The organism is Agrobacterium rubi TR3 = NBRC 13261, assembly GCF_000739935.1.
GTDB classification, from domain to species: Bacteria; Pseudomonadota; Alphaproteobacteria; order Rhizobiales; family Rhizobiaceae; genus Agrobacterium; species Agrobacterium rubi.
Map to the genome: position 1 here is coordinate 25,661 of NZ_BBJU01000022.1, position 26,277 is coordinate 51,937.

20 protein-coding genes are annotated in these 26,277 nt (G+C 55.5%); 11 read left to right on the forward strand and 9 right to left on the reverse strand.

Features of this window, described 5'->3' with window-relative positions:
- Window position 1 precedes the first annotated feature (1 nt).
- Together RRU01S_RS16645 and RRU01S_RS26335 are read left to right on the forward strand one after the other, a co-directional pair.
- Window positions 2-1,096 carry a glycosyltransferase family protein gene (locus RRU01S_RS16645; RefSeq protein ID WP_131367803.1) on the forward strand — a complete coding sequence of 365 codons (1,095 nt, stop codon included), beginning with the start codon at window positions 2-4 and terminating at the stop codon, window positions 1,094-1,096.
- A gap of 309 nt (window positions 1,097-1,405) precedes the next feature.
- Window positions 1,406-1,573: a hypothetical protein gene (locus RRU01S_RS26335; protein ID WP_174000704.1), complete on the forward strand. Its 168-nt coding sequence runs from the start codon at window positions 1,406-1,408 to the stop codon at window positions 1,571-1,573.
- Between the two features lie 484 nt (window positions 1,574-2,057).
- On the opposite strand, the gene RRU01S_RS25420 is transcribed toward RRU01S_RS26335, so the two are convergent.
- Window positions 2,058-2,594 (reverse strand): invasion associated locus B family protein, encoded by a 537-nt coding sequence (locus tag RRU01S_RS25420; RefSeq protein ID WP_081880106.1) that lies wholly within the window; start codon window positions 2,592-2,594, stop codon window positions 2,058-2,060.
- A complete protein-coding gene (locus RRU01S_RS16650) occupies window positions 2,594-5,821 on the reverse strand; it encodes an autotransporter outer membrane beta-barrel domain-containing protein (protein WP_131367804.1) in 3,228 nt (1,075 codons plus the stop codon). Before RRU01S_RS16650 ends, RRU01S_RS25420 begins: the two co-directional genes overlap by 1 nt.
- 500 nt (window positions 5,822-6,321) lie before the next feature.
- On the opposite strand from RRU01S_RS16650, the gene RRU01S_RS16655 reads away from it, so the two are divergent.
- Window positions 6,322-6,969: a response regulator transcription factor gene (locus RRU01S_RS16655; RefSeq protein ID WP_045231431.1), complete on the forward strand. Its 648-nt coding sequence runs from the start codon at window positions 6,322-6,324 to the stop codon at window positions 6,967-6,969.
- 9 nt (window positions 6,970-6,978) lie between these two features.
- Here the strand turns inward: RRU01S_RS16655 and RRU01S_RS16660 are convergent, their stop codons facing one another.
- Complete coding sequence (locus RRU01S_RS16660; RefSeq protein ID WP_234936185.1) at window positions 6,979-8,748, reverse strand: ATP-binding response regulator; 1,770 nt, start codon at window positions 8,746-8,748, stop codon at window positions 6,979-6,981.
- Window positions 8,749-9,135: 387 nt separating this feature from the next.
- Here RRU01S_RS16660 and RRU01S_RS16665 point away from each other — a divergent pair, with 387 nt between their 5' ends.
- On the forward strand, window positions 9,136-10,164 hold the full coding sequence (locus RRU01S_RS16665; RefSeq protein WP_045231432.1) for a four-carbon acid sugar kinase family protein: 1,029 nt from the start codon (window positions 9,136-9,138) through the stop codon (window positions 10,162-10,164).
- A gap of 3 nt (window positions 10,165-10,167) precedes the next feature.
- A complete protein-coding gene (locus tag RRU01S_RS16670) occupies window positions 10,168-10,869 on the forward strand; it encodes a FadR/GntR family transcriptional regulator (protein ID WP_045231433.1) in 702 nt (233 codons plus the stop codon).
- 61 nt (window positions 10,870-10,930) lie between these two features.
- Here RRU01S_RS16670 and RRU01S_RS16675 read toward each other — a convergent pair whose 3' ends face one another.
- Genes RRU01S_RS16675 through RRU01S_RS16685 form a run of 3 tightly spaced genes read right to left on the reverse strand, consistent with a single transcriptional unit; the run spans window position 10,931 to window position 14,211 of the window.
- Window positions 10,931-12,052: an iron-containing alcohol dehydrogenase gene (locus RRU01S_RS16675; protein ID WP_045231434.1), complete on the reverse strand. Its 1,122-nt coding sequence runs from the start codon at window positions 12,050-12,052 to the stop codon at window positions 10,931-10,933.
- Window positions 12,049-13,017: a 4-hydroxythreonine-4-phosphate dehydrogenase PdxA gene (pdxA, locus tag RRU01S_RS16680; protein ID WP_045231435.1), complete on the reverse strand. Its 969-nt coding sequence runs from the start codon at window positions 13,015-13,017 to the stop codon at window positions 12,049-12,051. Before pdxA ends, RRU01S_RS16675 begins: the two co-directional genes overlap by 4 nt.
- A 3-nt stretch (window positions 13,018-13,020) precedes the next feature.
- Window positions 13,021-14,211 (reverse strand): sialidase family protein, encoded by a 1,191-nt coding sequence (locus RRU01S_RS16685; RefSeq protein ID WP_045231436.1) that lies wholly within the window; start codon window positions 14,209-14,211, stop codon window positions 13,021-13,023.
- Between the two features lie 350 nt (window positions 14,212-14,561).
- On the opposite strand from RRU01S_RS16685, the gene RRU01S_RS16695 reads away from it, so the two are divergent.
- The 5 genes from RRU01S_RS16695 to RRU01S_RS16715 all read left to right on the forward strand — a co-directional run bounded on the left by RRU01S_RS16695 (window position 14,562) and on the right by RRU01S_RS16715 (window position 20,663).
- Window positions 14,562-16,079 carry an ABC transporter substrate-binding protein gene (locus tag RRU01S_RS16695; protein ID WP_045231438.1) on the forward strand — a complete coding sequence of 506 codons (1,518 nt, stop codon included), beginning with the start codon at window positions 14,562-14,564 and terminating at the stop codon, window positions 16,077-16,079.
- 200 nt (window positions 16,080-16,279) lie between these two features.
- Window positions 16,280-17,194, forward strand: a complete 915-nt coding sequence (locus RRU01S_RS16700; RefSeq protein ID WP_045231439.1) for an ABC transporter permease — start codon at window positions 16,280-16,282, stop codon at window positions 17,192-17,194.
- Window positions 17,195-17,214: 20 nt separating this feature from the next.
- On the forward strand, window positions 17,215-18,147 hold the full coding sequence (locus RRU01S_RS16705; protein ID WP_108722674.1) for an ABC transporter permease: 933 nt from the start codon (window positions 17,215-17,217) through the stop codon (window positions 18,145-18,147).
- Window positions 18,140-19,759, forward strand: coding sequence for an ABC transporter ATP-binding protein (locus RRU01S_RS16710; RefSeq protein ID WP_045231440.1), 1,620 nt, complete (start codon window positions 18,140-18,142; stop codon window positions 19,757-19,759). The genes RRU01S_RS16705 and RRU01S_RS16710 overlap by 8 nt, the downstream gene beginning before the upstream one ends.
- A gap of 22 nt (window positions 19,760-19,781) precedes the next feature.
- Window positions 19,782-20,663, forward strand: a complete 882-nt coding sequence (locus tag RRU01S_RS16715) for a dihydrodipicolinate synthase family protein (RefSeq protein WP_045231469.1) — start codon at window positions 19,782-19,784, stop codon at window positions 20,661-20,663.
- Window positions 20,664-20,722: 59 nt separating this feature from the next.
- Here the strand turns inward: RRU01S_RS16715 and RRU01S_RS16720 are convergent, their stop codons facing one another.
- The 3 genes from RRU01S_RS16720 to RRU01S_RS16730 form a co-directional block, all read right to left on the reverse strand.
- Window positions 20,723-20,983, reverse strand: a complete 261-nt coding sequence (locus RRU01S_RS16720; protein ID WP_045231441.1) for a hypothetical protein — start codon at window positions 20,981-20,983, stop codon at window positions 20,723-20,725.
- A gap of 214 nt (window positions 20,984-21,197) precedes the next feature.
- Complete coding sequence (locus tag RRU01S_RS16725; protein WP_045231470.1) at window positions 21,198-23,048, reverse strand: ABC transporter ATP-binding protein; 1,851 nt, start codon at window positions 23,046-23,048, stop codon at window positions 21,198-21,200.
- A 49-nt stretch (window positions 23,049-23,097) separates the two neighbouring features.
- Window positions 23,098-24,261, reverse strand: coding sequence for a M20 aminoacylase family protein (locus RRU01S_RS16730; protein ID WP_045231442.1), 1,164 nt, complete (start codon window positions 24,259-24,261; stop codon window positions 23,098-23,100).
- A 304-nt stretch (window positions 24,262-24,565) separates the two neighbouring features.
- Between RRU01S_RS16730 and RRU01S_RS16735 the strand changes: the two genes are divergently transcribed.
- Entirely contained in the window at window positions 24,566-26,272 is a 1,707-nt protein-coding gene (locus RRU01S_RS16735; protein WP_045231443.1) for a peptide ABC transporter substrate-binding protein, read from the forward strand.
- The last annotated feature ends 5 nt before the right edge of the window (window positions 26,273-26,277 follow it).

Here is a 26,277-nt window from a genome sequence, read left to right on the forward strand (position 1 = left end):
GATGATACCTTTATCATGGCGTAATTATTTTACGAAACTTTTACCACAACCTCGGCTTCGCAACAGCGCGGTAAATGCCGCGCGCAAACCAGTGCGTCGAATTTATCTGTTTGGCCGCCATCCGAACCCAACAGCAGACTATTATTTCGAAGGACGATTTGCCGATGATCCCAGACATCCTTATGAGCTGGTAGATATCAGAAATCGCGATCTATCCTCATTGGAAACGAACGGGGCGCTGGTCATACTATGCCGCTACGCGTCCGCCAGCGTTCTGAAATGGATAAGGGTTAATCAGGACAGCCTTGCAGGCGTTGTCTTGTTCTTGGACGACAACATCCCTGCTGTCGTCGCGGGAGAAGATGCGACGCTGTCCTATCGTATTTTTCTCTATTATCGGGCGCTTTACCCACTTAGACGCCTCAACACCGTTCTCGACGCGGTTTGGGTGTCAACGCGGGCGCTCGGCGACACAATGCGCCATCTAGCGCCCGTTGTCGTCCCACCTGCCCCACCTTCCCGGCTGTGGCAGGTCAATAAACCGAGAGGTGATAAAAGAGATGTGTGCATTGCATATCATGCCACTGGCGTTCATTATTCCGAGCATCTCTTCCTCCACCCAATCATTGAATCAATTCTAATCCAGAGGCCCCAAACGAGATTTGAGGTCTTCGCGGGCAAACATGCAGCAAAAATATGGAAGGACATGGAGGGTGTTACTGTCCGACCACCAGTGAGTTGGAGCGAATATCTGGAGGAATCCTCCAAACGTCTGATCGACATCATGCTCGTTCCGCTGACACCGTCGCTTGTAAACGACTGTCGGGCGCCGACAAAAAGAATCGATGTCGCCAGGTTCGGTGCCGCAGGGATATTTTCCATATCCAAGGCATACGGAGGGTCAGAGAACACTTCTGAAATACTCCTGCCCTACCAGGCCTCGGTGTGGACAGAGACGATCTTAAATTTGATAGACGACACAGATTTGAGAGCAAAGGTAGCTGCAGCAACACGAGCCAAAGTCGCCGCCATGCGGTCAGCCGTGAGTGAGCGCGAGATAATCAAGCTTCTAAAAATAGAAGCTCAACGGTGGTGAGCTAGCTGCGACCGGAGCAATCGACGGTATACGAATTACCGCCGTCATAGCCTTGATTATGTGATGCGCTCTGGCATTCACGTTCGATGATTGTTGCAGCGTTCGGACACAAGTCATGGTCGCGGCATGATCGACGCACAATTCGACTTCTAGCTTAAACAAAATGATCAGACAGACGACGTCGCCTCTTTCGGAGTATCTGCCGGCATTTGCCGGCAGATACGTCGATCAGATAGGGCTTGAGCAGAAGACAAGCTATTATTCAATAACTCCTTAGTAGCAGCTCCATGGCCCGCAACGGCGATAGTAATGATGATGATCGTTCAAGCTGGCGCCCAGAACAGCGCCACCCACGAGACCGATGGCCGCTCCGGCGACAGCGGTGTTTTCGGCTTGCTGAGCCTGCTGGCGATTGCTTTGGTATGTCGCGCTCACACAACGGTCATACCGCTTCGTGCCTGCCTTAAGGCCCTGTGATTTGCATGTCATCTGCGCGCTACTGGCGGATTCCTGCGCGGTCTGGCACCCAGACAATCCAACCACCATAACGAGGGAACAAACCCCGACTGTAAATGTTTTTAGCATCTTATCCCTCTCAAAAAACTTGCTTTTTCCTCTCCTTCCGGCGAAGTGAAAACCGAAAAAAGAATGGATTTCCTTCGCACGAAGGACGGCGTCGGCCCATTAGCACAGATGTGCTAATCAGCGGATGCGGTTAACAAAGGCTACCATTCGAGCGGCGTACAGCTAGCTCCCCTTGCTCTCATCGGAGAGTGGGACCATGGCTGTGGTGAGGAATCTTACAAAGCGCTAACGCGAAGGGTCTATATGGCCTGACTTGCAGTGAGGCGAGCGCTGTGGGAATGGTGTCGCACACAATATCCTCAGTCCTAACCGACGAAATCCTAACTGCCAGCTAGTGTCAAAGCTTTGGCATCTCTTTTTAAGAAAACCGCGGTGATTATCGTCTCCCCAGAGCGGTCGTTCGCTGCAAAGCAGTGTCGAAGCCCTTTAGCGATACTGAGAATGCAACGTCCTCGCCTGTATCGCTGGACTTTGCTATGACTTTCAGAGTGGTGCCGGTGCGAAGAGACGTTGCTACTTTTTCGGTGAAGATCAGTGAGACCAAGCAACCTACAGGAAGACACGTGCGGAAAGGTGCAGGTTTGCCTGGTGGCAAATCGTCAACTGCAAATGTTGCGCCGTCCGCCAATCTTAGCCCGAAAGGCAGAACCAAGCTTCCACGCAGGCTGCCATCTTCTTGAGGTCTCAACTCTGCGACAAGAACACGCTGAGAGTTTGTATTGAGTTGCGTCTGCGAAAAGGCGCACTCACGCGTCTCATTTTTTGTGACGCAACGTACGCTCCAATCACCGTAGTTTTCCGCTAGAGAAGATGGCTGACTGGCATCCGGGCTGGGAGACTGAGCGAAAGACTGACCTACGGCGGCGGAATAAACCGCCGCCAGAGCCAAGATTTTTAGCGAGATGCATTTCATCAGAACTGCACGCTGAGCTTGGCGTCAACACCACTGTTCACACCATCTCCGCCGTATTCGCCGTTATAAGACACGCCAAAAGTAGCGTCCGCAGAGAGAGCAAAATCTAGCCCGACTTGCACGACAAGAGCGTTTTGCGAGACAGCCGCACCATCTACAACAAAGCTGTCACTGCCAGCGAAGGACATACGTGACGACGGATCCGTATCTCCGAATGCATGTCTCCAGCCAACCGTGCCGCTCGCCTTGGTGAGAACCCCGCCCAAGCTGAAGTCAGAGGATGTGCGTAGTCCAAGAGTCGTGAATGTGGTGTTTGTCGTGTCCTTCTGCACACTAAGTGCAGCAGAACCGCCATTTTCAGAAAAAGCATCCGTCCGGAGATTAACGTGCGCTACATTGAGAAAAGGCTCAAAAGCGGCGACGGTCGTCTGGACCTCATATCCTACTTCCCCATACACTTGGAACGAAGCGGCGTCATAGTCGGCCTTCAACTGTTGTGACAGCCCAGGAAAATTAACGAAACGGTCAGTCGATATCCGGTGCACGGTGTAGGCCGCGCCGGTTCTTACTGCTAGAGGACCCCATTCCTTACTGCCATAGATGCCGAAGGAATAGTTATCGCTGTCTCCAGAAGATGTGCGATCATCCACTTCGAAATTGGAGCGGCTGTAGCTGGCGAATGCGCCGAGCCGAACCTCTTGGTCGACAAGCGTGTCAATGCCCGTCACAAAGCCGCCAGTCGCAACGTCTGTCTTTGCCCGTCCGCTGTCAGCATCAAGACTGCTCCAAGAACCGAAGGCTTGTCCCCATGCAGACCACGCGGGATCGAGCGGCTTAGGAAGAATAGCTGCCATTGGATCTTCCTTCATCCAGCGGCCATTATCCCAATAATTACTGACAGGTACAGGCTTTGCGGCGACATCACCAGATGCTGCGCGAAGTCGGTCGTTGGCAGCATCTCGAATGAAATGGTTGCTCGACACCAAACCGGATTTCACCGCTGCGTGGGCTTCTCCAGAAAGCTGATCGAAGGCGCCTCGCGCTTCATCAGCGCTCAGTAGGAGAAGGCGATTGTAAAGAGCTAGTGATTCTCCACTCTGCTGCAATGTGTTGAGTGAACGAGCCACCGCGACTTGGTTCGATGTATCGGCCACGCTGTCGAACAAACCGGCACCAGGATTCGTCGGGGGTTCCGGAGCTGGGTTTGTGGGCGGCTCAGGGTTGGGATTGGTGGGGGGCTCGGGATTTGGGTTGGTTGGGGGTTCGGGAGCTGGATTGGTAGGGGGCTCAGGGTTCGGGTTGGTCGGAGGGGGAGCCCCCGTGTCCTTTACGGAAATTCTCAGGTCAATTTCCTTTTCCTTCTGATCGAGAGCAACGTCGAGAAATGCAGATTTAGAAATCGCCTCGGCAAAACTTCCGGTGATCCCTCCTTGGGATGTCAGGATCGTATAGGTCTGACCGCTCTGATAACTGGTCGCTGCATCAAGCGCCGTGACATGAACGGCTGTGTCATTGCCGATCGTTGTCCTGCCAAGACCGTCCACAGTAATAGGATCGCTGTTGGCGTCGAAGCCGGCATACTGCTTCAGCGTTTCCACCTCGATTCGATCGCTGTCACCATTTGCGGCAACGTCGACTTCGTAGACGGACCCGTCTATGAAATCGAGGTCGCCACGAACCTTGATTGTACCAAGTGGATTACCGATATCGCCAGGCGAGATGGATGCTCCCTTATCCACGCGTGTCGTGCCGACAGTTCCAAAGCCGGCGAGCCTGCCATATTTACCAGTGACACTGGTTCCATCGTTCGCGGAGTTGAGCGTATCGCCCCATACGTCCACGCGACTCGTATAGATTTCGCTGCCAAGGAAATTCGTGACGATTTGTCCGGTTTGGCCGCCTATCACCAGTGTGCCGTTACGCACTGAAAAATTTGTGCGATCCGGAGACACCGTGTCATCGTCAGCGATTGCGGTACCAAGATCACCCTTGATGACCAGTCTGCTGTTACCATCGACAATAACGCCGCCTGCGTAGGAATCAAACGATGCAAAGCCGGTTAGGTCTCCAGTCAGAATAGTCTCACCCGCTAGACTAACAATCGAACCGTCACCGACTATTTTGTTAGAAAATTCGTAGGCTGTATCGCTATGATTAAAAACAACCCGACCGGTGCCAGATTTTCCAAAATCGACCAAAGCCTCTGTATTAATTTTGCCTGCGGCCTGCGTATTGATAATCTTGGGTTCACCAGCCAGCGAATCGGTATCAATCTGCCCACCAATAACGAGGTAACCGCTGTTTCCGATGTCGATCGAATTGGCGACGTTCAGCGAACCACCTTGTGCCACGACAACGTGGCCATCGTCTTCAATTTCGATATTGTCTGAGACATTTATCGTGCTCGCCGCACCCGAGACAATTAACTCGGCATGGGTATCGAGAGATGCAGTTGACGTGGCGAAAGTGCCGCCGTCCGAAACAGCCATACTTCCGCTCAAGTCAAATGTGCCCGTATTCGTCCAGTTTGATCCTTGACCTCTCACATTGATGGCAGAGGTACCACCTGGTGCGTTACGTAGACCGATGCCAGCGTAGTTTGTTAAAATGGATCCGCCGTTTTCGACAGTGATAGAATCCGCCTCGTCTCCACTTTGAGCTGAAGTGAATGTGTCGGTTGTCAATACAGAACCGACGCCCGTCACCAAAAGAGTGCCGCGTGACTCCATCCCTTCGGCGAGGTGCACCTCCCGCGCGTCGACCTTTCCGCCATTCTCGATGATCAGAGTACCATCGCCGCCCGTCACGCACATCAGCGAGTAGCCATTGCAACCGCCACCAATCGTCAAAAGGTTGCCGAGAACACTGTTCGTCCGCCGCACATTCAGTTCAGAGCCAGGACCTGAAACTGTTACCGTCGATTGCGAGCCGTCCACGCCAGCGATGACAACCCGGTTATTGACAAGAACCTTGGCACCGTTGTTGATATCCAACGACACGCCTTTATTGTTGAGGCCAACAATGAAATCGTCTTCGAATACCTGATCCGTACTGATCGTGGTGCTGCCATTGTCATGGATAAAGTCTCTTGCGTCCTGAGACATCGCCGTTGACGTGAAAAGTGCAAGCGAGGCAGGAATAAAAACCGCCGCACGGCGGGTCACTGTCAGCGCTGTAGAGGTTGATAGGGCCTGATACAGGCTCCCGTTTTTGCTTTTCGGGGTCAATCGTTTATCTCCATAATCATGCCAGCGAACGCAATGCGTATGCGGTAGGTTAGGAGCGAGGATTAACCACAGGTGATAAAGCCAAGCTATTAGTACGGATGTGCTACTCGATCAAACTAAACCCGTAAGCGAAAAAATTGGTTTTGGTTTTTGTATGATTCACGTTTCTGATCAGAGAATTCGATTCAACTCGGCATCAAGAAAGCTCAGTCCAACACGTCATTGTTTGGAACGAGGCTTTCAGTATTTTCTTGATTATGTAACGATAATATACTCTTATTTATAAGCTACTCTTTAGAGATAAGCGACGGCGCGATCGGATTGCCCTCGACTATGGGATTTTCAAACCCTAAAAAAACTCTTCTTTTAGTTGCGCGACCTAGAAATTCTCTCTCTATGGTTTTTTTGCTGCATGTGCGAAAAAATAGCACAGATGTGCTAGTGTTATCGAAATCACACACTGCTATAGATCGCGCCAAGGACCTTGAGAGGCACAACGTTTGGCCGAGGAAACAATTGTCGTCGTTGATGATCATCCAGTCTTTAGGGACGGAATGGCGTCGTTGATTCGCAGAAAATTTCCCGAAGCGGTTGTTTTAAGTACGGAGACCCTGGAAGAGGCTCTTAACGTCGCCAGAGAGCGTAAAGAGCCGCCTTCCATGTTTGTGCTTGATCTCTTTTTTTCAAAGCACAATATCTTGGGCACATTACCAGCCCTCAGGAAACAGTTCAGCCGATCATCAATCGTTATCGTGACAATGGCGGACGACGCTGCAACAATCGATGCAGCGATGGCCTGTGGCATTAACGGTTTCATTAACAAAGCCGTGTCTCCTCAGACTATGCTGACGGGGCTCGAGGCAGTGCGTGTTGGCGAACTCGTCGTGTCGCTACCAGAACACAAGCGCGCGCCAACGTTGAACCAGATGATATTGAGTGAACGACAGTTCGCCGTCCTTCAGTTGATCGCTCAAGGGAAGACCAACAAAGAGATCGCTATTGCGCTCGGCATCTCTCCATTCACCGTCCGCATTCACGTAACCGCTTTGTTCAGAGCACTTGGTGTCGCGTCACGCGTCGCCGCGGTCACTTACGCGATGAGAGAAGGTCTCTTGACCACTCCTGCGCAACTGCGTTTGAAGGCGTAGTCTGCTAAACTAACCAACGCGCGTTTGGTCGAGCGGACCATGCGCCTCAATCGCGGCCGTCATGATGATCGACCGAAGCTCTGCTGGACGTACAGGTTTTGACAGGATCGGGATTTCGCCGTCGGCCAGTTCATCCCGCACCCGACCAGCGTCGTGCCCACTCATCACCACGGCTGGCAAGGACCAACCTGCCATAGCTCTCACAGACGATATGCAATCGCTTCCTGTCGTGCCTTCTCCCAGATCAAAATCCGTAATGACAAGATCGCAGGGGGCAAGCCGCTCCGGTATGTTTGTTTCAGCCTGTACCTCACAGCCCCATTTGCGCAATAGGCTGGCCGTCGCGCGAAGAACTGCTTCATCATCCTCAATCAAAAGGACGCGAAGCCCATTCACACTGAATGTCTCCGGTTTTGTTCTAACATTCCTTGGCTGGGGAGACAGCTGTTCAGGCGCTATTGTTAGACCGGACAAGGACACGCATGTTCCGCGCCCAGGAACTGATCTCAGTTGCACCGTCAAATTCATAAGACGTGTTAGCCGCTTGACGATCGGTAGACCAAGACCGACTCCGTCGACATCGCGATCTCCTCGCACGCGCACCTGATAAAACTCTTCGAAAACACGCTCCTGGTGTTCAAGTGAAATGCCTGGACCCTGATCAAAAACTTGTAAAACAAGCGCGCCGTTTTGCTTCCGGCAGCCAATCAGGATAGCCCGTCCAGGCGCATATTTGATGGCATTATTGACCACGTTCTGAAGGACCGTCGTCAAAAGCGCGCGATCGGTGACGACCAATGCCTTACATGCTTGCACGCGGAGTTTACAGTCGTTGGCGTGCGCTGCTTCGGTGTTCTGCTGAAGGACGTCATCGATAATGTCCTGAATGGCGATAGTTTCATATCGAGGCACAACTTTTCCGCTGTCTAACGTCGAGACATCGAGCAATGATTTGAACAAGCGCGAAACACTTTGTAGGGATCGATCAATGTTGTCGACCATCTGCAACTCGGCGGGGCGAAGATTTGCGTCCCGTAGACATGCTGTAAACAGACTGATGGCATGAACGGGCTGCCGCAGATCGTGACTGGCTTGCGCCAGAAACCGCGACTTCGACAGATTGGCTTCCTGCTCCGCTGCATACGCCTGATGAACTCTATCAAGCAGCACGTAAATATATGCAGGCACTAATATGGCTGTTGCGGTCAGCGTCAGCACAACATAGGGATTTTCACGCATATAGGCGTTAAACATGGTGCTGACAGCAATCGACGCCAGCGCCATCACGGTTGAGGCGACCAAATACCTTGGGCCAAAACGAAGTCCGTTCCCAACGGTTACCCACATTAGAAGCGCAAAAATAGGCAACATGGATGCGCCACCAGTTGCCATGGTATAGGTTAAAGCTGGCATGTCACACACGATTGCGATCGATCGCCTCCAGGGGTGGTCGCCAGGGTGTTTCTTCATCCACCATAAAACAACGCAAGAAAACGGCAGATAAAATGCGAACAGGATTAGTATGCCCATTTGTGGGGCAATTCGCAGCCCGCCAAACGTCGACGAGATAATGAAAAAAACCGCCGCAAATGAGATGATGACCCTGACGACTGCCTGCTTGACGTCTTCACTATCCCCTTCACGTGCCTGAAAGTTCCGCCACACGTTAATGGTGTTCGAGACGAAAGGTCTGCGTCGCATAGGCTTCAAACGCTCCTGAGTCGCGTGCGGGAACTTATTACATGCTATCTGAGAATTTTTAGTAATCGGTACACGCAAGCGCTGCAACCCTTGGAAGGAGAAGGTGATGCCGGTATTGGCGCAAATTTTAACTCCTAGTCATTCCAGCCGGATTTATAAGAGTGCCTGAGCGGTGTGCCGCGAGCCCGCCTTGGGCACCGTCTCGGCAGCGCGCGCCGCTCGCTCAATCGGCTGCCCCCGGCGCGTGCCTGTGCCGGATCCGCTGTTCACTGTACTGGATGAGGGCTTCAATGCCACCGACGAACTCGACCTACAAGATCTGACTTCCTTGAGACGAGCGGCAGCAGCGGCACTTCTGTTACAACCCGTGAACCTCATGCGGAATTTGTTTAGAGATAACGATGAATGATTGACAATAAAGGACTTTTCGAGATTATAAAGATAACAACTTGACTGGATGATTTTATGCTCGCCATTCTTGCGGACGATCTGACCGGCGCGCTCGACTCCGCAGCTCCCTTCGCCGCGCGTGGCTTTCGTGCTGACATAGCGCTCAATTTGGGGACCATTACCGATATTGTCGCAGATGCGCCGGATGTGATTTCGATCAACCTCAACACCCGTGAAATCAGTGCTGACGACGCGAGGGTGATGACAGCGGCAGCCATTGGTTTCTTGCCGTCGGGGACGCGCCTGTTCAAGAAGGTCGACTCCCGGCTCAAGGGCAATATTGCTGCTGAACTCGATGCCATCCCCTATTCACGGGCGCTCGCCGCACCTGCCATTCCCGCATTTGACCGTATTGTCGAGGCGGGCCACGTCACTGGTCACGGTATCGATACGCCCATTTCGATTTCAGACCGCTTCGGTTCGCATTTTGCCCGTATCAACGCACCAGACGCGCGCACGCATGTCGACCTGGAGAATGCCCTTGAGGCTGCTGAACGCGATGGCACCGACCTCCTAATCGGCGCGCGTGGCCTTGCCGAAGCGCTTGCAGGCCGTATGGCGGGATGCACACCTTCGAAAGTGGCGACGATCCCCGCTGGCCGCGCCATCTTTATCATTGGCTCACGCGATCCGATTACACTCACCCAGATCGACGCATTGCGCGCAGACATCGACCTACATTACGTGGCTGCACCTAATGGACAGCCTAGCGGTTCGCTCCAAGTCGATGCTGCGCTGACGTTGGTACAGGCGACACAGGGTATCCAGGACGTGAACCCGCAGGCCGTCGCCGAGGCTCTTGGCGAAAGCCTTAAAGAGAGTTTATCTCCGAACGACCACACCCTGCTTCTCTCGGGTGGGGCCACTGCCGATGCTGTCATGCGCAGCCTCGGTGTGTCACGGCTTCATCTGCATGGTGAATGCCTGCCGGGCCTCGGTGTTGCCTCAACACATGGACGCACCATCATTGCCAAATCAGGCGGGTTCGGGCATCCCGATACCCTGAAAATCATTGCAGACATGGTTCTGCGGAAGGCATGCTGAAACATGGGACTGGAAGCTGGAACCGCGCGCAAAGGCCTTGCCGATATCGTGTTCGAGCGCATGCTTCGCGCAATCAAGTCGGGAGCGTATAAGTCTGATGAGCGTTTACCGACCGAGCACGAACTTGCCGCTGAATTCGAAGTGTCGCGCCCAGTCGTTCGCGAAGCGCTCAAGCGTCTGCGTGATCAAGGGTTGATTTATTCGCGGCGTGGCGCAGGTAGCTTCGTGCGCTCCGTCGGCCTGCGCCAGCCACTCGGCTTCGGCCAGTTGGAAAATGTCGCTGATCTACTGAATTGCTACGAGTTTCGACTGACGCTCGAGCCTGCGGCAGCAGCAGCAGCAGCTACCCGTCACGATGCTGACAGCCTGAAAGCCATCCGGCAGGCGCTGGAACTTCTGCGCGACGCCACCAACAGGCAATCGCACCGCGAGGACGCCGACTTTCAGTTCCATCTGGCCATCGCCCGTGCGGCGCAAAACACCTATTTTTCCACGGCTATGGAGGCGTTGAAGGACCATATTGCGGTTGGCATGAAATTCCACGGCGCGTCGATCCGCCGAGAAGCCACGGGCCTGACGCGTGTGTTTGCCGAACACGAGGCAATTGCTAAAGCCATTGCTGACGGACATGAAGACGATGCACGGAAGTTGATGTTCGAGCATCTTCAGGGATCGCGGGGACGGCTTTTTCAGGCATCACAGTAGTGGACCGCCAATACAAAAGGCAGCACGATTGTGCTGCCTTTTCTCGCGCGAGTGACATCGCTTAGAAGCTGGCTTTGTAGATGGCCAAAACGTCATCGACGCTCATATCCGCAGGGTTATTGTCCATCAAACGACGAATGGCATGCGCATCGGCAGCGTAGCGTGACAAATCGCCTTCGGTAGCACCATGTTTGGCGAGCGACATCTCGATCCCGAGGTCGGAACAGAAACCACTCGCACTCTCTTGCAACTGCGCCTGCGATATACCGGCACCAAGCCCGAGCGCCTCAGCAACTTCCGCCGTTTTTGCGGCGACAAAGGGCTGGTTGAAAGCAAGCACATGCGGGAACACGATTGCGTTGGCCAGACCATGAGGCAGGTGCAGCAGCGTTCCAAGTGGATAGGCTATGGCATGGCCCGCCGCCGTATTGACAGGCCCCAGGCAGATGCCGCCGTAATAGGAGGCCAGCATCAGACCTTCACGGGCCTCGCGATCCGATCCATCCCGCACCGCACGTCCCAGATATTTACCGACGAGGTGAAACCCCATACGGGCAAAGCCGTCAATCATCGGATGCGAGCGTTTGCTGGTAAAGGCCTCGACGCAATGGGCCATTGCGTCAATGCCGGTCGCAGCCGTTACTGCGGGAGGTACGGAATAGGTCAATTCGGGATCGAGCACCGCGAGATCCGCGATCAAATAGGGGCTTTCGACCGCAATCTTGTTGCCCCTGACCGGATCGGTGATCAGAGAGCGGATACCGGCTTCCGAACCGGTGCCAGCCGTGGTGGCGATCTGCGCGAGTAGCGTCCGACGACCGGCTACCTTGTTGGGGCCTGCAACATCGGCAAGCGTCTGCTCACCATGCCAAAGGGCGGCGACCAGCTTAGCAACATCCATCACTGACCCGCCGCCAACGCCGATGACGAGATCAGGCTTTGCAGCACGCGCCGCTGCCAGCGCCGCATCAAGCGTAGCGATTTCTGGCTCACCGGGAATGGCGTCGAACAAAGCGACTTTACCGGGCAGTCTTAGCCGGTCGATGAAGCCTCCAGTGATCGGTGAGGCAATCACCAACGTCGAGGAGACCTCTCCGACCCAGTCTGCGACTTCGCCTATTGTTCCGGCACCGACAATCAGTCGTTTTGGCTGCTGCAGGGTGATGATGGGAGCGATGCTCATGCCTGTCCTCCCTTGGAAGCGCCACTAGCCACGAGCTTGCGGGCATAAGCGATGGCGGACAGCATATTGCCGTGATTGGCGATGCCCTTGCCGGCGATATCGAAGGCCGTTCCATGGTCGACGGAGGTACGGTCGATTGTCAGATCGACGGAGACGTTTACCGCCGTATCGAAGGCGACGAGCTTGATCGGGATGTGCCCCTGATCGTGATACTGCGCCACCACAAGATCAAAAAAGCCACCGGAATAGGCGCGGTGGAACACGGTGTCGGCGGAAATCGGACCGTAGGCATCGATGCCTTCGGCGCGGGCGGCGGCAACGGCGGGTGCAATCTGGTCGTCATCCTCCGTGCCGAACAGCCCGTTTTCGCCGCAATGCGGATTGATACCGGCAACCGCGATGCGCGGGCGCTCGTAACCGGTGCGTTTCAGGTGATCATTACCCGCCTTGATGGTCGCCAGAACCCGTTCGGTCGTTGCGCGGCGAATTGCTTCCTTCAACGAGACATGGGTGGATACGTGAATGACCTTCAGCTTTTCCGACGCCAGCAGCATATAGGCTGCGGACGATTTCGTCAGGCTGCGCAGCATGCCTGTATGGCCATCGTAATGGTGACCCGCGAGATTGAGCGCTTCCTTGTTGATGGGAGCCGTCACGATGCAGCCAATCGCTCCGGCCTCGGCATCGCGTACTGCTTTTTCGATAAAGCGGAAAGCCGCGTCACCGGCCACCGGCGACAGTTGACCCCAAGCCAAAGGCGCACCTTCTATCGGCAGATCAACGACGTAAGGCGCCAGATCGATATCGACGTTCAGCGCGTTCCGGGCTGCTTCCAATGTCGGGAGGTTGCCGTAGATCCGGGTCGCAGCGCGGTTCGCGTCATCCATTTCCGCCAGCGCACGCACCGTGATTTCCGGCCCGACACCGCAGGGGTCACCCATGGTGATACCAATGATATTGCTCATGATTTATCTCCCGTCTGCCGCACTTGCCCAGCCCGGAGCCAGACGAACATATTTGATAGCGCGCCGATAATAGGTATAGGCGATGTGAAGACTGCCATCGGCGCCCTCGACCAGCCACGGATAGGACATTTCCTTGTTGTGACCGTCGATGGAGTTGTTTGAAAGGCACGTGCCTGGACCATCCTCGATGATGATCCGCTGCGGAAAACGTCTTGCGCCGTCATCCGAAATCCAAACGCTGACCGGCGCACGCGGCACACCCCAGATCGGGACGCAGCCGCCATCGGGGTCGGCATCTGGCCGATCATCATCTTCACCCAGCTCATCGTAAAGCGAGGCGCGACGGTCGCTCGACATGTCGGCATTGGTCGGATTGCAGATCATCGCGATACGACCATCGCTCAAGCGGATCGCAGCAATGGAGGAATTGTTGTTGGGCACATCCGTTGGCTGCGGTGCCGACCATGTGCGTCCGCCATCGGCACTTTCCGTGCGATAGACGAAATCGGCCTGGCGACGACGAAACACAGCTGCCAGCTTTTCGTCACCAATGGCAACCGGGCTCATATGCACGCAGCCTGTTGACTGATCGAGATCCTCCAGCCGCCAGGTCTTGCCGTTATCTTCTGAAATACCGACCGCGGCGCGATCATGGCTTCCGTTCCATTTCTGGCCCGGACGCTGGATGCAGCGAAAGATCGGCAAAAGCCAAGCGCCATCGTCGCGCACCGTCAGCGGCGCACGAACGAAACAGCCGCGCGGCAGATCGAGATAACGCCCTTCTCCCGTCGTCAGCCTGGTCGGATCCGAGGCGTCACGCACAACCTCCGCCATGCGGATACGGCACTCGTCCTGATTGCCGGATGGTTGCGATGTGTGGAACAGCAATAGCGTACCATCTGGTGGCGTAAACAGCACCGGATTTTGCTCGGAATGATCGGGGTCAAAACTCAGCCGCTGCGGCCCGCCCCATTGATCGGACCCCGCCGTCAAGACCGAAGCGAAAATGGAAATATCCGATTTCCCTTCCAGCGTGCCGCCAAACCAGGCGCAGATAAGCGCGCCATCATCGCCCAGATGCAAAAAGGACGCATGGTTCTGGATCATTGGTGAAGCCAGCATGGCCTCATGTCGTCCCTTTCCAGCAGCTTCGACCTTACCGGTCATGACGGTTGCAATCTGTTCAGGCGTCATCAGGGTCTCCTCTTGCACCAACGAAAATCACAAAATTTATAAAGTTGTCAAGTTTGAAAAATTCATAAACTTGCTATTTCGATCACGACTAAGGGAATTATCTATATGAAAAATAATGTTTTTATGCGTTTATAGTTTGTACAAATATGTGGACGACAATATTTAATTTGACAAACTTGCCGAGAAATCCGATGGTCTGCGCCAGCTCGCTTATGGTGACCTTAGGGAACGAAGTGTTTCTGGTGGTGCATAGAGCTTTCAGGAGGAATGCATTCAAACCGCGTCGCAGAGATGCCGTCGCGAGGTGAACGATAAACGGTGCGATCTGCACCTATAGGGAGGAGAATGACATGAAAACCTCGCGTCTTTTCGGAGCCATTCTGGGTTCCGTTCTCGCATTCGGCTCCGGCGTAGCGCCGGCCAACGCTGCCTCGACAGATATCAAAATCGTTCTGCCTGAAGAGGCCGACCTGCTTGAGCCCTGCATGGCGACACGCTCCAATATCGGTCGCGTCATCATGGAAAATGTCAGCGAGACGCTGACCGAGCTCGACGTGCGCGGCAAACAGGGCGTCATGCCACGCCTTGCGGAAAAGTGGGAACAGACTGGCGATGGCGCCTGGCGTTTTCACCTGCGTCAGAATGTGAAGTTTTCCGACGGCAAGACCTTCGGCGCCAAGGATGTCAAATACAGCTTCGATCGTATTTTCAGCGACAAGAACATCTGCGAATCCCGCCGTTACTTCGGCGGCATGAAGTTCGACGTGAAGGTCGTTGACGACAACACCATCGACTTCAAGGTCGATCCGGTTCAGCCGATCCTGCCGCTTTTGCTCTCGCTCGTCACCATCGTTCCTGACGGTACGCCGCTGGAGTTCGTGCGCGAGCCTGTCGGCACCGGGCCCTACAAACTGTCCAACTGGACACCGGGCCAGCAGATCGTTCTCGATGCCCGTGACGACTATTGGGGCAAGAAGCCCGCCGTCACCAAGGCCACCTATCTCTTCCGTGCAGATCCAGCCGTTCGTGCAGCGATGGTTCAAGCCGGAGAAGCCGATCTTGCTCCTTCGATTTCTCAGGTTGATGCAACCAACGACAAGACGGATTTCTCCTATCTCGACAGCGAAACGGTGTATCTGCGCCTCGACGGCAATATCGCGCCTTTGAATGATGTTCGCGTGCGCAAGGCTCTGAACCTTGCCATTGATCGTCAGGCTTTCATCGGCACGCTCGTCCCGCAGGATGCCGTTCTCGCAACCGCTCTGGTGCCACCAACGACGCTTGGCTGGAACCCTGACGTCAAGGTTTTCCCTTACGATCCCGATCAGGCAAAGAAGCTGCTGGAAGAGGCCAAGGCCGCTGGCGTTCCTGTCGATACCCCGATCACCATCATCGCACGCACAGCCAACTTCCCGAATGTGACGGAAATCATGGAGGCCGTGCAGGCGCAGTTACAGGACGTTGGCTTCAAGGTCGAACTACGCTTCGTCGAAGTGGCCGAGCATGAGGTCTATTACTCGAAGCCGTTCAAGGAAGGCCGTGGTCCGCAGATCGTTGCTGCCATGCACGACAATTCCAAGGGCGATCCATCCTTTACGATGTTCTTCAAGTACGACAGCAAAGGCACACAGTCTGGTTTCGCCGACAAGAATGTCGATGACCTGATAGCCCGCGCATCTGCCGCGACCGGCGACGAACGCGCAAAACTCTGGTCGCAGCTGATCGCCTATGTCCATGACGATCTGGTTGCCGATGTCCTCCTGTTCCACATGGTCGGTTACTCCCGTGTGTCGGAACGTCTGGACTTCAAGCCCACCATCGCCACCAACTCGATGCTGCAGCTCTCGGAGATTGGCTTCAAAAAGTAAGCCCTGAAGACACCATCCTGCCAGCCTTGATCGGGTCACGGTCATGCGGGCAGGATGGAAATTCCTCCTTAAACAGAGGTCAGAGCGGCACGTCATCATTTGCCGCTCTGCCGATCCAACCAGAGGGCGTTTGATCGTCCTGTCGACGTGAAGTGGATGGCGAAACCTTTGCCGGCCATTCCAGCTAGATCGAGGTCTCAATGCTCAGATTCATCCGCAAACGCGCCCTCGCCAGCCTTATCTCGCTGATAGGGCTTCTGGTCATGGTGTTTTTTCTGTCCCGTCTGACCGGTGACCCTGCGTCATTGTTTCTTCCCGTCGAAGCATCCGCTGAAATGAAGGCAGAGTTTCGCGCCCTGCACGGACTGGACCAGCCGCTTCTGGTGCAATTCGTTCAATATGTCGGCAACGTCATGATCGGCGATCTCGGCGAAAGCCTGCGCAAGGCCCGCCCTGCCCTCGACGTCGTCCTTGAAGCCTTCACCTGGACGCTGTGGCTTGCCGTGATTACCATGACGCTGGTCACCGTCTGCGCCATCGTCGTCGGCTCGCTTGCTGCGTTCCGCACCGGCGGTTTTTTCGACCGTTTCTCCTCGATGGTCTCGCTGATAGGCGCATCGGTGCCTGACTTCTGGCTTGCCATTGTCGCTATCGTCGTCTTCGCCATCCAGCTTTCCTGGCTGCCCACCTCCGGCACCGGCACGTTGTCGCACTGGATCTTGCCGATCTGCGTCCTGTTCGTGCGCCCCTTCGGCATCATCGTGCAGGTCGTGCGCGGATCGATGATTTCGGCTCTGTCGTCCGCTTACGTCAAGACTGCCCGCGCCAAGGGCGTCAAATCCGGTCCGATCATCTTCATTCACGCGCTGCGCAATGCGATGCTGCCCGTGATCACCGTGATCGGAGATCAGGCAGCCAGCCTGCTCAACGGTGCGGTTGTCATTGAGACGATTTTCGGTTTTCCGGGCGTCGGCAAGCTGATGATCGACAGCATATTGCAGCGTGACTTCAACGTCGTGCTGGCGGCAATCCTGGTTACCGCCTTCGCCATTTTCCTCATGAACCTCGTGATCGACCTTGCCTATGCTCTGCTCGATCCGCGCATCCGCTACTGAGGATGGATATGGATATGACCATGGCCACTCCATCACCCAACACGGCACAAGAACCAGTCACAGAGGAAGCGAGCGCCATCGTGCGTATGGCGCGCATGCTGTGGGCCGACAAGTTTGCGCTCTGCGCCGCGATCTTTCTCATCGTCGTCATCATCCTTGCGATCATTGGCCCGACTCTTCTCAACGAACTCGCCACCAAACAGAACCTGCGGGGTCGCAACCTCGCGCCGTTCGATTTCAGCCGCGAATGGTTCATGTGGCTGGGTGCCGATGCGCTGGGGCGGCCGCTGTGGCCGCGCATTATCGTTGCGACACAGAACACCATCATGGTTGCTGCCGGTGCGGTTTTCATCTCTGCCGTCGTCGGAACTTTGCTGGGCCTCGTCGCAGGCTTTTCATCTCAGCGTACCAGCCAGATCATCATGCGGCTTGCAGACGTCATCATGTCTTTCCCATCGTTGCTGGTGGCCGTCATCGTTCTCTATATTCTGGGCTCCTCGATCCTCAACCTGATGCTGGTCCTGTCGATCACCCGTATTCCCGTCTATCTGCGCACCACCCGCGCCGAGGTGATGGAAATCCGCAGCCGCATGTTCGTGCAGGCGGCGCGCGTGATGGGCGCGTCTTCAAAACGCATCCTGTTCCGCCATATTCTGCCCGTCGTTTTGCCGACGCTTACGACCCTGGCGACGCTGGATTTTGCCTATGTCATGCTGGCGGAAAGCGCCTTGTCCTTCCTTGGCATCGGCATTCAGCCGCCTGAAATCACCTGGGGTCTGATGATCAGCCAAGGCCGACAGTACCTCACAAACGCCTGGTGGCTGTCGTTTTGGCCGGGTCTGGCGATTATTCTGACCACGCTGTCCCTCAACCTTCTGTCCAACTGGCTGCGTATCGCGCTCGATCCCGTCCAACGTTGGCGCCTGGAAATGAAAGGACCGAAACATGGCTGATCATTTGCTGGAGGTGCGCAACCTCTCTGTGGATTTCTATACCGCAACCGGCACGGTCCACGCTGTCCGCAACATCTCCTATCATCTCGACCGGGGCGAAACGCTAGCCATTCTGGGCGAGAGCGGTTCTGGCAAGTCGGTATCGTCATCGGCGATCATGAACCTGATCGACATGCCGCCGGGCAAGATTTCATCTGGTGAAATCCTGCTCAACGGCAAAGACCTTTTGAAAATGAGCGCGGACGACCGCCGGGCCGTGAATGGCCGCCTCATCGCTATGATCTTTCAGGACCCGCTCAGCCACTTGAACCCGGTCTATACGGTTGGTTGGCAGATGCGCGAAGCCCTGAAAACGCATGGGATCGACAACAAGCAGGCTCAGGCCGAAGCCTTGCGTCTGTTCAAGCGCGTCGCCTTGCCGGAGCCGGAAAAGGCGCTCGACAAATATCCGCACGAGTTTTCCGGTGGCCAGCGCCAACGCGTCATGATCGCCATGGCGCTGGCGCTGAAACCCGATCTGTTGATCGCAGATGAACCCACAACGGCGCTCGACGTGACGGTTCAGGCGGATGTTCTGGCGCTTCTCAAGGAACTCCAGCGCGAAACCGGCATGGGTGTGCTGATCATCACCCACGATCTCGGCGTTGTCTCGGAAGTCGCCGATCGCGTCGTCGTTATGGAAAAGGGTGTGCTGGTCGAAAGCGGCACCGTTCGTGAGGTATACCGCAACCCAAAGCACCCCTACACCAGGAAGCTGATCGCAGCTGCTCCCGGAAAGGGTGAGCTCCATGAGCCCGCGACCGATGGCGAGCCAATCTTGAAGGTCAGGAATGCCCGCAAATCTTATGGCGGCTTTGAAGCATTGAAGGGCATTTCCTTCGATCTCAAGGCTGGCGAAACGGTTGCCGTTGTCGGTGAAAGCGGTTCTGGAAAATCGACGCTTGCCCGCATTTTGCTACGACTGGATGATCCTGATAGCGGCACGGCGCATTGGAAAGGCCAGGACCTTTTTGCGCTTTCACCCAGCGAACTCTTCAAGCTGCGCCGCGACCTGCAAATGGTGTTTCAGGACCCCACGCAATCGCTCAACCCGCGCATGACGGTTTATCAGTTGATCTCCGAGGCGTGGGTGATCCACCCGGAAATCCTGCCCAAAGCCAAGTGGCGCGAACGTGCCGCAGAATTGCTTGATCAGGTCGGGTTGTCGCCTGAGCACATGGGACGTTACCCGCATCAGTTTTCCGGTGGCCAGCGCCAGCGTATCGCCATTGCCCGCGCACTCGCACTCGAGCCACAACTGATCGTGTGTGACGAGGCTGTTTCGGCGCTCGACGTTTCTGTGCAGGCGCAGGTGGTGAGGCTGCTGGACAAGCTGCGTCGCGAGATGGGAATCGCCTTCATCTTCATCGCCCACGATCTGCCGCTGGTCCGCGATTTTGCAGACTATGTTATGGTCATGCAAAAGGGTGAGGTGGTCGAGTTCGGCACAGTCGCGCAAGTCTTCGACAACCCACAGCAGCGCTACACACAAGCCCTGATTTCCGCCACCCTTGACCCTGACCCGGACGTTCAGGCGGCCAACCGCAATGCTCGTCTCGCCAGCGTTTCCTGATTGAATGACCGGAGTATACATGATGACCAAGAAAGCCTTCGTCGCGATCGTGACCTGCTTCAACGGCGACGAGACCATCAATTACGAAGCGACCCGCGCGCAGGTTCGCCGCCAGGTGGTGGCCGGCAACAACATCATGTGCGCCGGAACCAACGGCGATTTCACCGCGCTCACCCATTCCGAAAAAATCAGGCTTCTGGAAGAAGTGGTCGATGAAGTCGGTGGCAAGGCAGACGTCATTGTCAACGCTGGCATGCCCGCGACTTTCGAGACGCTGCAACTCGCCAAGGAATTCGACCGCATCGGTGTCAAAGGTATTGCCGTCATCACCCCGTTCTTCATCGCCTGCACGCAAGACGGCCTGGTCCGCCACTTTTCGACGGTGGCAGATGCGGTGAAGACGCCGGTCTATCTCTACGACATTCCGGCACGTACCCAAAACCACATCGAACCTGAAACAGCACGAAAGCTGGCAACTCATGGCAATATTGCCGGGATCAAGGATTCAGGCGGTGCGCAGGAAACACTGGAGGCCTATCTTCAGGTCTCAAAGGAGTTTGATGGCTTCGAGGTCTATTCCGGCCCCGATCATCTCGTGCTCTGGGCACTTCAAAATGGCGCAGCGGGCTGCATCTCCGGTCTTGGCAACGCGATGCCCGAGGTTCTCGCCGGTATCGTCAACGGCTTTAATGCCGGAGATATTGCGGAAGCCGAACGCCAGCAGTCCATCTACACCGCTTTCCGCACGGACCTTTATGCCCACGGCTTCCCTCCCGCCATGGTCAAACGCGCGCTTTATTTGCAGGACGCCTCCGTCGGCGCAAGTCGCGAACCGGCGCTTATGCCCAATGCCGAGCAGGACGACAAAATTACGGATATTCTGAAGAAATACGATCTCGTTTAGTCGGAGTATGTTTTACAGATATTGGAAATGGCCTCCAAGACTGTATCACCAAGATTACGCTAGCAGCGTTGCTGTTCTTCCGGGCTCGACGCTCCGCTGCGCCATTGGGAATAATAGTCCCCGGCCGTGTGCTGCACCGTCCGCAACAAAGCCGGATCCTGCCAGATCATAAAAGCGCCGACAATAATGCCCGCTCCCAAAACGATGCCAATCAGCTTGCGGACGACATACATCATGAGACAAACCACGATCACGACGGCGATGCCGATCACCAACGTGGAATAGCTGCCTTCAGGGATGTGGGCTGAGAAGGTGTTCATAAATGCTTATAGAGAGGAATGGTTTTGGCGGAAGAAAGGCAGCTGAACGCCAAGTGCCTCTCCACAAAAGCAAATAGCCCATTGCTCTCGCAATAGTGACTAAAGACAAGACTTGACCGTCTCAAAGGCTGTAAACCAATCGAAAGCTTAGCGATCTAGGAGTGCACTAGATACCGCCTCGCCTCATCTCAGATGTGCGTTGACGAGACACTGCTCAAACCGTGTCCTGGACCAGATGTCCGGGAGACACTTCGCGGTACTGCCGCATCGGTGGAACGTAATCCACAGACCTGATTGGGCTTTTGATTTCGTCCGTCGTCATGTTGCGCTTGATGGCGCGTCTCGCCGGGTCGGGCACCGGCACGGCCGACATTAGCTTGCGCGTATAATCATGCTGGGGATTCTCGAACACGGCAGAACGCGGGCCGATTTCGACGATCTCGCCAAGATACATCACCGCAACACGGTGGCTAACACGCTCCACCACTGCCATGTCATGGCTGATGAACAGGAAGGCGAGGTTGAGACTCTGCTGCAAATCGAGCAGCAGATTACAGACCTGCGCCTTGATAGACACGTCGAGAGCCGAGACCGCCTCGTCCGCGACAATGATCTTCGGATCGAGCATGAGCGAGCGGGCAATCGCCACACGCTGACGTTGGCCGCCAGAGAATTCATGCGGAAAACGCCGCATCATTTCGGACGTCAGTCCGACTTTTTGCATGAGGCCGGCGGCTTTCTCGCGAGCCTGTGCCTTGGTGCCGAGCTTGTGTTCAAGGAAGGGTTCCATGATGGCAGCCCCGATAGTCATCCGCGGATCGAGGCTGGCGAAGGGATCTTGGAAAATCATCTGAACACTGCGGCGCATGGCCCTCAGAGTTGGCTGATCAAGCCGCATCACATCGTACCCATCCAGCATGACATTGCCCGCTGTCGGTTCGATCAACCGCATGATCGAGCGACCGGTGGTCGACTTGCCGCAACCGGATTCGCCAACCAGCGAAAGCGTTTCACCCTCATGCAGATCAAACGATACCTTTTCCACGGCGTGCACGGCACCGGATTTGCGCGCTAACAAGCCGGACCGGATATCGAACCGGGTGGTCAAATCCTTGACCGACAGAATGGGCGTCATGGATTTCTTGACGGTATCCGTCACATCCACCAAAGGCTGGCTTTCGCCAGTCTTGATATCGATGATGGGAAAGCGCATCGGCAACTCGCGCTGCGCCATAGAGCCAAGCCTCGGCACTGCGGAAAGAAGAGCGCGGGTGTAAGGGTGTTTTCCACGGTGGAAAATATCGTCGGTCGTGCCGCTTTCGGCCATGTCGCCACGAAACATGACGATGGTCCGGTCAGCAACCTCGGCCACCACGCCCATGTCATGGGTGATGAAGAGAACAGACATGCCCTCTTCTTCCTGCAAGGTCTTGATGAGATCGAGAATCTGGCCCTGAATTGTCACGTCGAGGGCTGTCGTTGGCTCGTCAGCGATCAAAAGCTTCGGCTTGGAAGACAGCGCCATGGCAATCATTACACGCTGGCGCATGCCGCCGGAGAACTGGTGCGGATAATCATCGTATCGGTTCTTGGCGTTGGGAATGCGCACTTTTTCTAAAAGTCGGATGACTTCCGCCTTTGCAGCGGATGACGACATGTTCTGGTGAACCGTCAGCGCCTCCGATATTTGCTTGCCGATAGGGAAGATTGGGTTGAGGCTGGTCATCGGTTCTTGGAATATCATGGAGATATCCTTGCCGCGGACCTTGCGCATCTCTTCTTCCGGTAGCGTCAGAAGATCGCGCCCACCCAGAATGACCTTGCCTTCGATGTGGCTGGTCTTTTTGTCCAAGAGGCGCATGATGGACAGCGAGGTGACACTCTTGCCTGAGCCGCTCTCGCCGACGATGGCCAGCGTCTCTTTTGGCGCGATCTCGAAGCTCATGTCGCGCACAACGGATTTCAATCCACCGTCCACACGGAATGAGGTGGTCAGGTTCTGGACAGAAATCACCGGGCTCACCAAACCGCCTGTTTGTTCCAGTGAAGAGGCTGAAAGCAGCATGGACATCTCCTGGGAATAAAGGCGCGGGCGTTATGCCCGCATAGGCGTATTAGGCAGCGAGTGATTTTTCAGCCAGTCCCACCCAATAGCTAATGCCATAAGGGATAATTTCATCGTTGAAATCATAGGCTGCGTTGTGAAGACCAGCCGTGTCGCCATTGCCGATGAAGATGAAGGCACCGGGGCGCGCCTCGAGCATGTAGGAGAAATCCTCCGCACCCATATGCGGGGGCGCATCGGTATTGACCGCATTCGCACCCACCACCGCAGACGCAACCCCAACCGCAAAATCGGTCTCGTTTTCGTGGTTGAAGGTCACGGGATAACCGCGGTGATAAATGACCTCGGCGGTGGCGCCATGCACCTGCGCTGTCGCCTGTGCTACTTCCGTCAGACGTTTTTGCGCGAAATCGCGGGTTTCCGGCAGCAGCGTGCGGACGGTTCCCGTCAGCGTCACGTCGCCCGGAATGACGTTCGACGCGGTACCGCCATGCGTCGTCGCAACCGTGACAACCAACGATTTCAGCGGGTCCATTTGCCGCGAAACGATGGATTGCAGTGCGATGATGATATGGGCCGATGTCAAAACCGGATCGATCGACATATGTGGTGCCGCCGCATGGCTGCCACGGCCGGTGATCTTGATTTCGAAGCTGTCCGCCGCCGCCATGGTCGCACCTTTGCGGATGGCGAAATTGCCCGCCGGCGTGCCGGGCTCATTGTGCATGCCATAAACTTCCGTAATGCCAAATTTGTCCATGAAACCATCATTGAGCATGGCAAGCGCGCCGGCACCGCCCTCTTCGGCAGGCTGAAAGATGACCGCGACAGAGCCTTTGAAATTGCGGGTCTCGGCCAAATATTGCGCGGCACCCAGCAACATGGCCGTGTGGCCATCATGTCCGCAGGAATGCGCCTTGCCAGGCACCTTGGAGGCCCATGGCTTTCCACTCGTCTCAAAAATTGGCAACGCATCCATGTCCGCCCGAAAACCGATGGTCGGACCATCACCGTGGCTGCCCTTGATGACGCCGACGACACCCGTCTTGCCGATGCCTGTTTCGACGATGTCGCAGCCAAACGATCGCAGCTTTTCCGCTACGAATTTCGAGGTTTCGAAGACATCGTAGAGCAGCTCCGGCGTCTCGTGCAGGTGTCGTCTCCAACCGGCAACGTCTTCCTGCATTTCGGCAACACGGTTCAAAATCGGCATTCCTGTACCCCTTGTTTTTATGGTTCCCCGCTGGGTCTACCAACATATTGCGTCCGTAAAATCTCTTTTTGCAAGTGCGAAGTTTGTATCTTGAACGAAAAATAGGCTCGTGATTAGATGGCACAAAATTTGGTCACATGTGGTTTCGGTCTGAAACGCAAACCCGTTGTTTGACCCCAAGCATCAGGAGGCAGCGGAATAAATCCTAGCTAAGTCAAGTGGTTATAAAAATCACATCTGGCAAGGACGCGTCGAGGAGCACCAGTGGCAAGCAAACGCAAAACAATCTAAAACGGGGAATAAAATGAGAAAATCCAATATCTTGTTAGCAGGCAGCGTTGCGGCGTTGGCCTTTGGCGTACAAGCCGCGCACGCGCAACGCGGCACGGATGGCGATTTGAAGATACTGTTCTGGCAGGCGGTATCGACGCTGAACCCCTACCTCTCGGGCGGCACTAAGGAAGTCTATAGCGCTTCGATGATCATCGAGCCGCTGGCGCGTTACGACGAAAAAGGCGAGCTGGTCCCTACGCTGGTGACCGAGATACCGACACTGGCAAATGGTGGCGTATCGCAGGATTTGCTGAGCATGACGTGGAAGCTCAAGCCTGACGTTAAGTGGTCCGACGGCACGCCTTTTACCGCTGATGACGTGATTTTTACATGGAAATATTGCACGGCACCAGACGGAGGTTGCGCCCAGGCAGCGCAGTATGAAGGCGTTAAAACGATCGAGGCTCCTGATGCGCACACCGTCAAGATCACCTTCACTGAACCGAAGCCTTATCCCTATAGTGCCTTCGTCGGTGGCCAGTCACCCGTCATTCAAAAAAAGCAGTTCGAAAATTGCGTCGGCGCAAAAGCGCCCGGCTGCACAGCGGCCAATTTTGGCCCCATCGGCACAGGCCCCTTCGTCGTCAAGGACTTCAAGCCCAACGACGTGATCAGCTTTATCGCCAACCCCAACTACCGAGACCCTGCAAAGCCCGCCTTCGCTACAGCCACGCTGAAGGGTGGTGGTGACGCCGCCTCCGCAGCCCGCGCGGTGCTTGAAACCGGTGAGTTCGATTACGCCTGGAACATGCAGGTGGAGCCTGAAATCCTCTCCACCATGGTCGCTGCCGGCAAGGGCGAACTTGTCACAGCTTTCGGCACGCAGGTCGAGCGTATCAACCTCAACCACTACAATGCCGACCCTGCGCTGGGCGATAAGCGCTCGACCAAGGAGGCAGGCCCGCATCCATCCCTGTCCGATCCTGCGGTTCGCCGCGCGCTTTCCATGGCCATTGATCGCAATATCATTGATGAAGCAGCCTACGGCGAAGCCGGCAGGCCCACCTGCAACATCGTGCCCGGCCCTGAAGCCTATGCTTCAACTGCCAACGATTGGTGCCTGACACCGGACGTCGATGGCGCAAACAAGCTGCTTGATGATGCCGGCTGGGCCAAGGGTCCAGACGGCATTCGTGCCAAGAATGGTGTCCGCCTGTCGTTTCTCTACGCCACCTCCACCAACTCTGTTCGCCAGGCCACACAGGAATTGGTCAAGGACATGTGGTCGCAGATCGGCGTTGACGCGGAATTGCGCAATTCCAGCGCTTCAGTGTTTTTCGGCGGCGATCCGGCAAGCCCTGACACCTTCCAGAAGTTCTATGCCGACGTTGAAATGTACACCAACAACTTCGATGGCACCGATCCTGAGAAATACCTGGCCGAGTGGCTGTGCGACAAGATCCCCGCGCCGTCCAATGGTTGGCAGGGACAGAATATTCCGCGCTATTGCAACCCGGAATATGACAAGCTTGTTGGTGAGCTTTCCAAAACCGCCGAAGTGGAAAAGCGCATCGAGCTGTCCAAAAAGCTCAACGACATGCTGACCGAGGAAGGCGCACATATTCCACTCATCTACCGCGGCCAGGTCTCATCGCGCTCTGTGACATTGGAAGGCGTCAAGATGAATGGCTGGGATTCCGAACTTTGGAACGTCGCCGACTGGTCCCGCAAGAAATAACAATG

Excerpts from the sequence above, each read along its gene's own strand:
- RRU01S_RS16645 (WP_131367803.1), top strand. The coding sequence starts at position 2 with ATGATACCTTTATCATGGCGTAATTATTTTACGAAACTTTTACCACAA.
- RRU01S_RS26335 (WP_174000704.1), top strand. The coding sequence starts at position 1,406 with ATGATGATGATCGTTCAAGCTGGCGCCCAGAACAGCGCCACCCACGAG.
- RRU01S_RS25420 (WP_081880106.1), bottom strand. The coding sequence starts at position 2,594 with ATGAAATGCATCTCGCTAAAAATCTTGGCTCTGGCGGCGGTTTATTCC.
- RRU01S_RS16665 (WP_045231432.1), top strand. The coding sequence starts at position 9,136 with ATGCTCGCCATTCTTGCGGACGATCTGACCGGCGCGCTCGACTCCGCA.
- RRU01S_RS16670 (WP_045231433.1), top strand. The coding sequence starts at position 10,168 with ATGGGACTGGAAGCTGGAACCGCGCGCAAAGGCCTTGCCGATATCGTG.
- RRU01S_RS16675 (WP_045231434.1), bottom strand. The coding sequence starts at position 12,052 with ATGAGCATCGCTCCCATCATCACCCTGCAGCAGCCAAAACGACTGATT.
- pdxA (WP_045231435.1), bottom strand. The coding sequence starts at position 13,017 with ATGAGCAATATCATTGGTATCACCATGGGTGACCCCTGCGGTGTCGGG.
- RRU01S_RS16685 (WP_045231436.1), bottom strand. The coding sequence starts at position 14,211 with ATGACGCCTGAACAGATTGCAACCGTCATGACCGGTAAGGTCGAAGCT.
- RRU01S_RS16695 (WP_045231438.1), top strand. The coding sequence starts at position 14,562 with ATGAAAACCTCGCGTCTTTTCGGAGCCATTCTGGGTTCCGTTCTCGCA.
- RRU01S_RS16700 (WP_045231439.1), top strand. The coding sequence starts at position 16,280 with ATGCTCAGATTCATCCGCAAACGCGCCCTCGCCAGCCTTATCTCGCTG.
- RRU01S_RS16705 (WP_108722674.1), top strand. The coding sequence starts at position 17,215 with ATGGCCACTCCATCACCCAACACGGCACAAGAACCAGTCACAGAGGAA.
- RRU01S_RS16710 (WP_045231440.1), top strand. The coding sequence starts at position 18,140 with ATGGCTGATCATTTGCTGGAGGTGCGCAACCTCTCTGTGGATTTCTAT.
- RRU01S_RS16715 (WP_045231469.1), top strand. The coding sequence starts at position 19,782 with ATGACCAAGAAAGCCTTCGTCGCGATCGTGACCTGCTTCAACGGCGAC.
- RRU01S_RS16720 (WP_045231441.1), bottom strand. The coding sequence starts at position 20,983 with ATGAACACCTTCTCAGCCCACATCCCTGAAGGCAGCTATTCCACGTTG.
- RRU01S_RS16725 (WP_045231470.1), bottom strand. The coding sequence starts at position 23,048 with ATGCTGCTTTCAGCCTCTTCACTGGAACAAACAGGCGGTTTGGTGAGC.
- RRU01S_RS16730 (WP_045231442.1), bottom strand. The coding sequence starts at position 24,261 with ATGCCGATTTTGAACCGTGTTGCCGAAATGCAGGAAGACGTTGCCGGT.
- RRU01S_RS16735 (WP_045231443.1), top strand. The coding sequence starts at position 24,566 with ATGAGAAAATCCAATATCTTGTTAGCAGGCAGCGTTGCGGCGTTGGCC.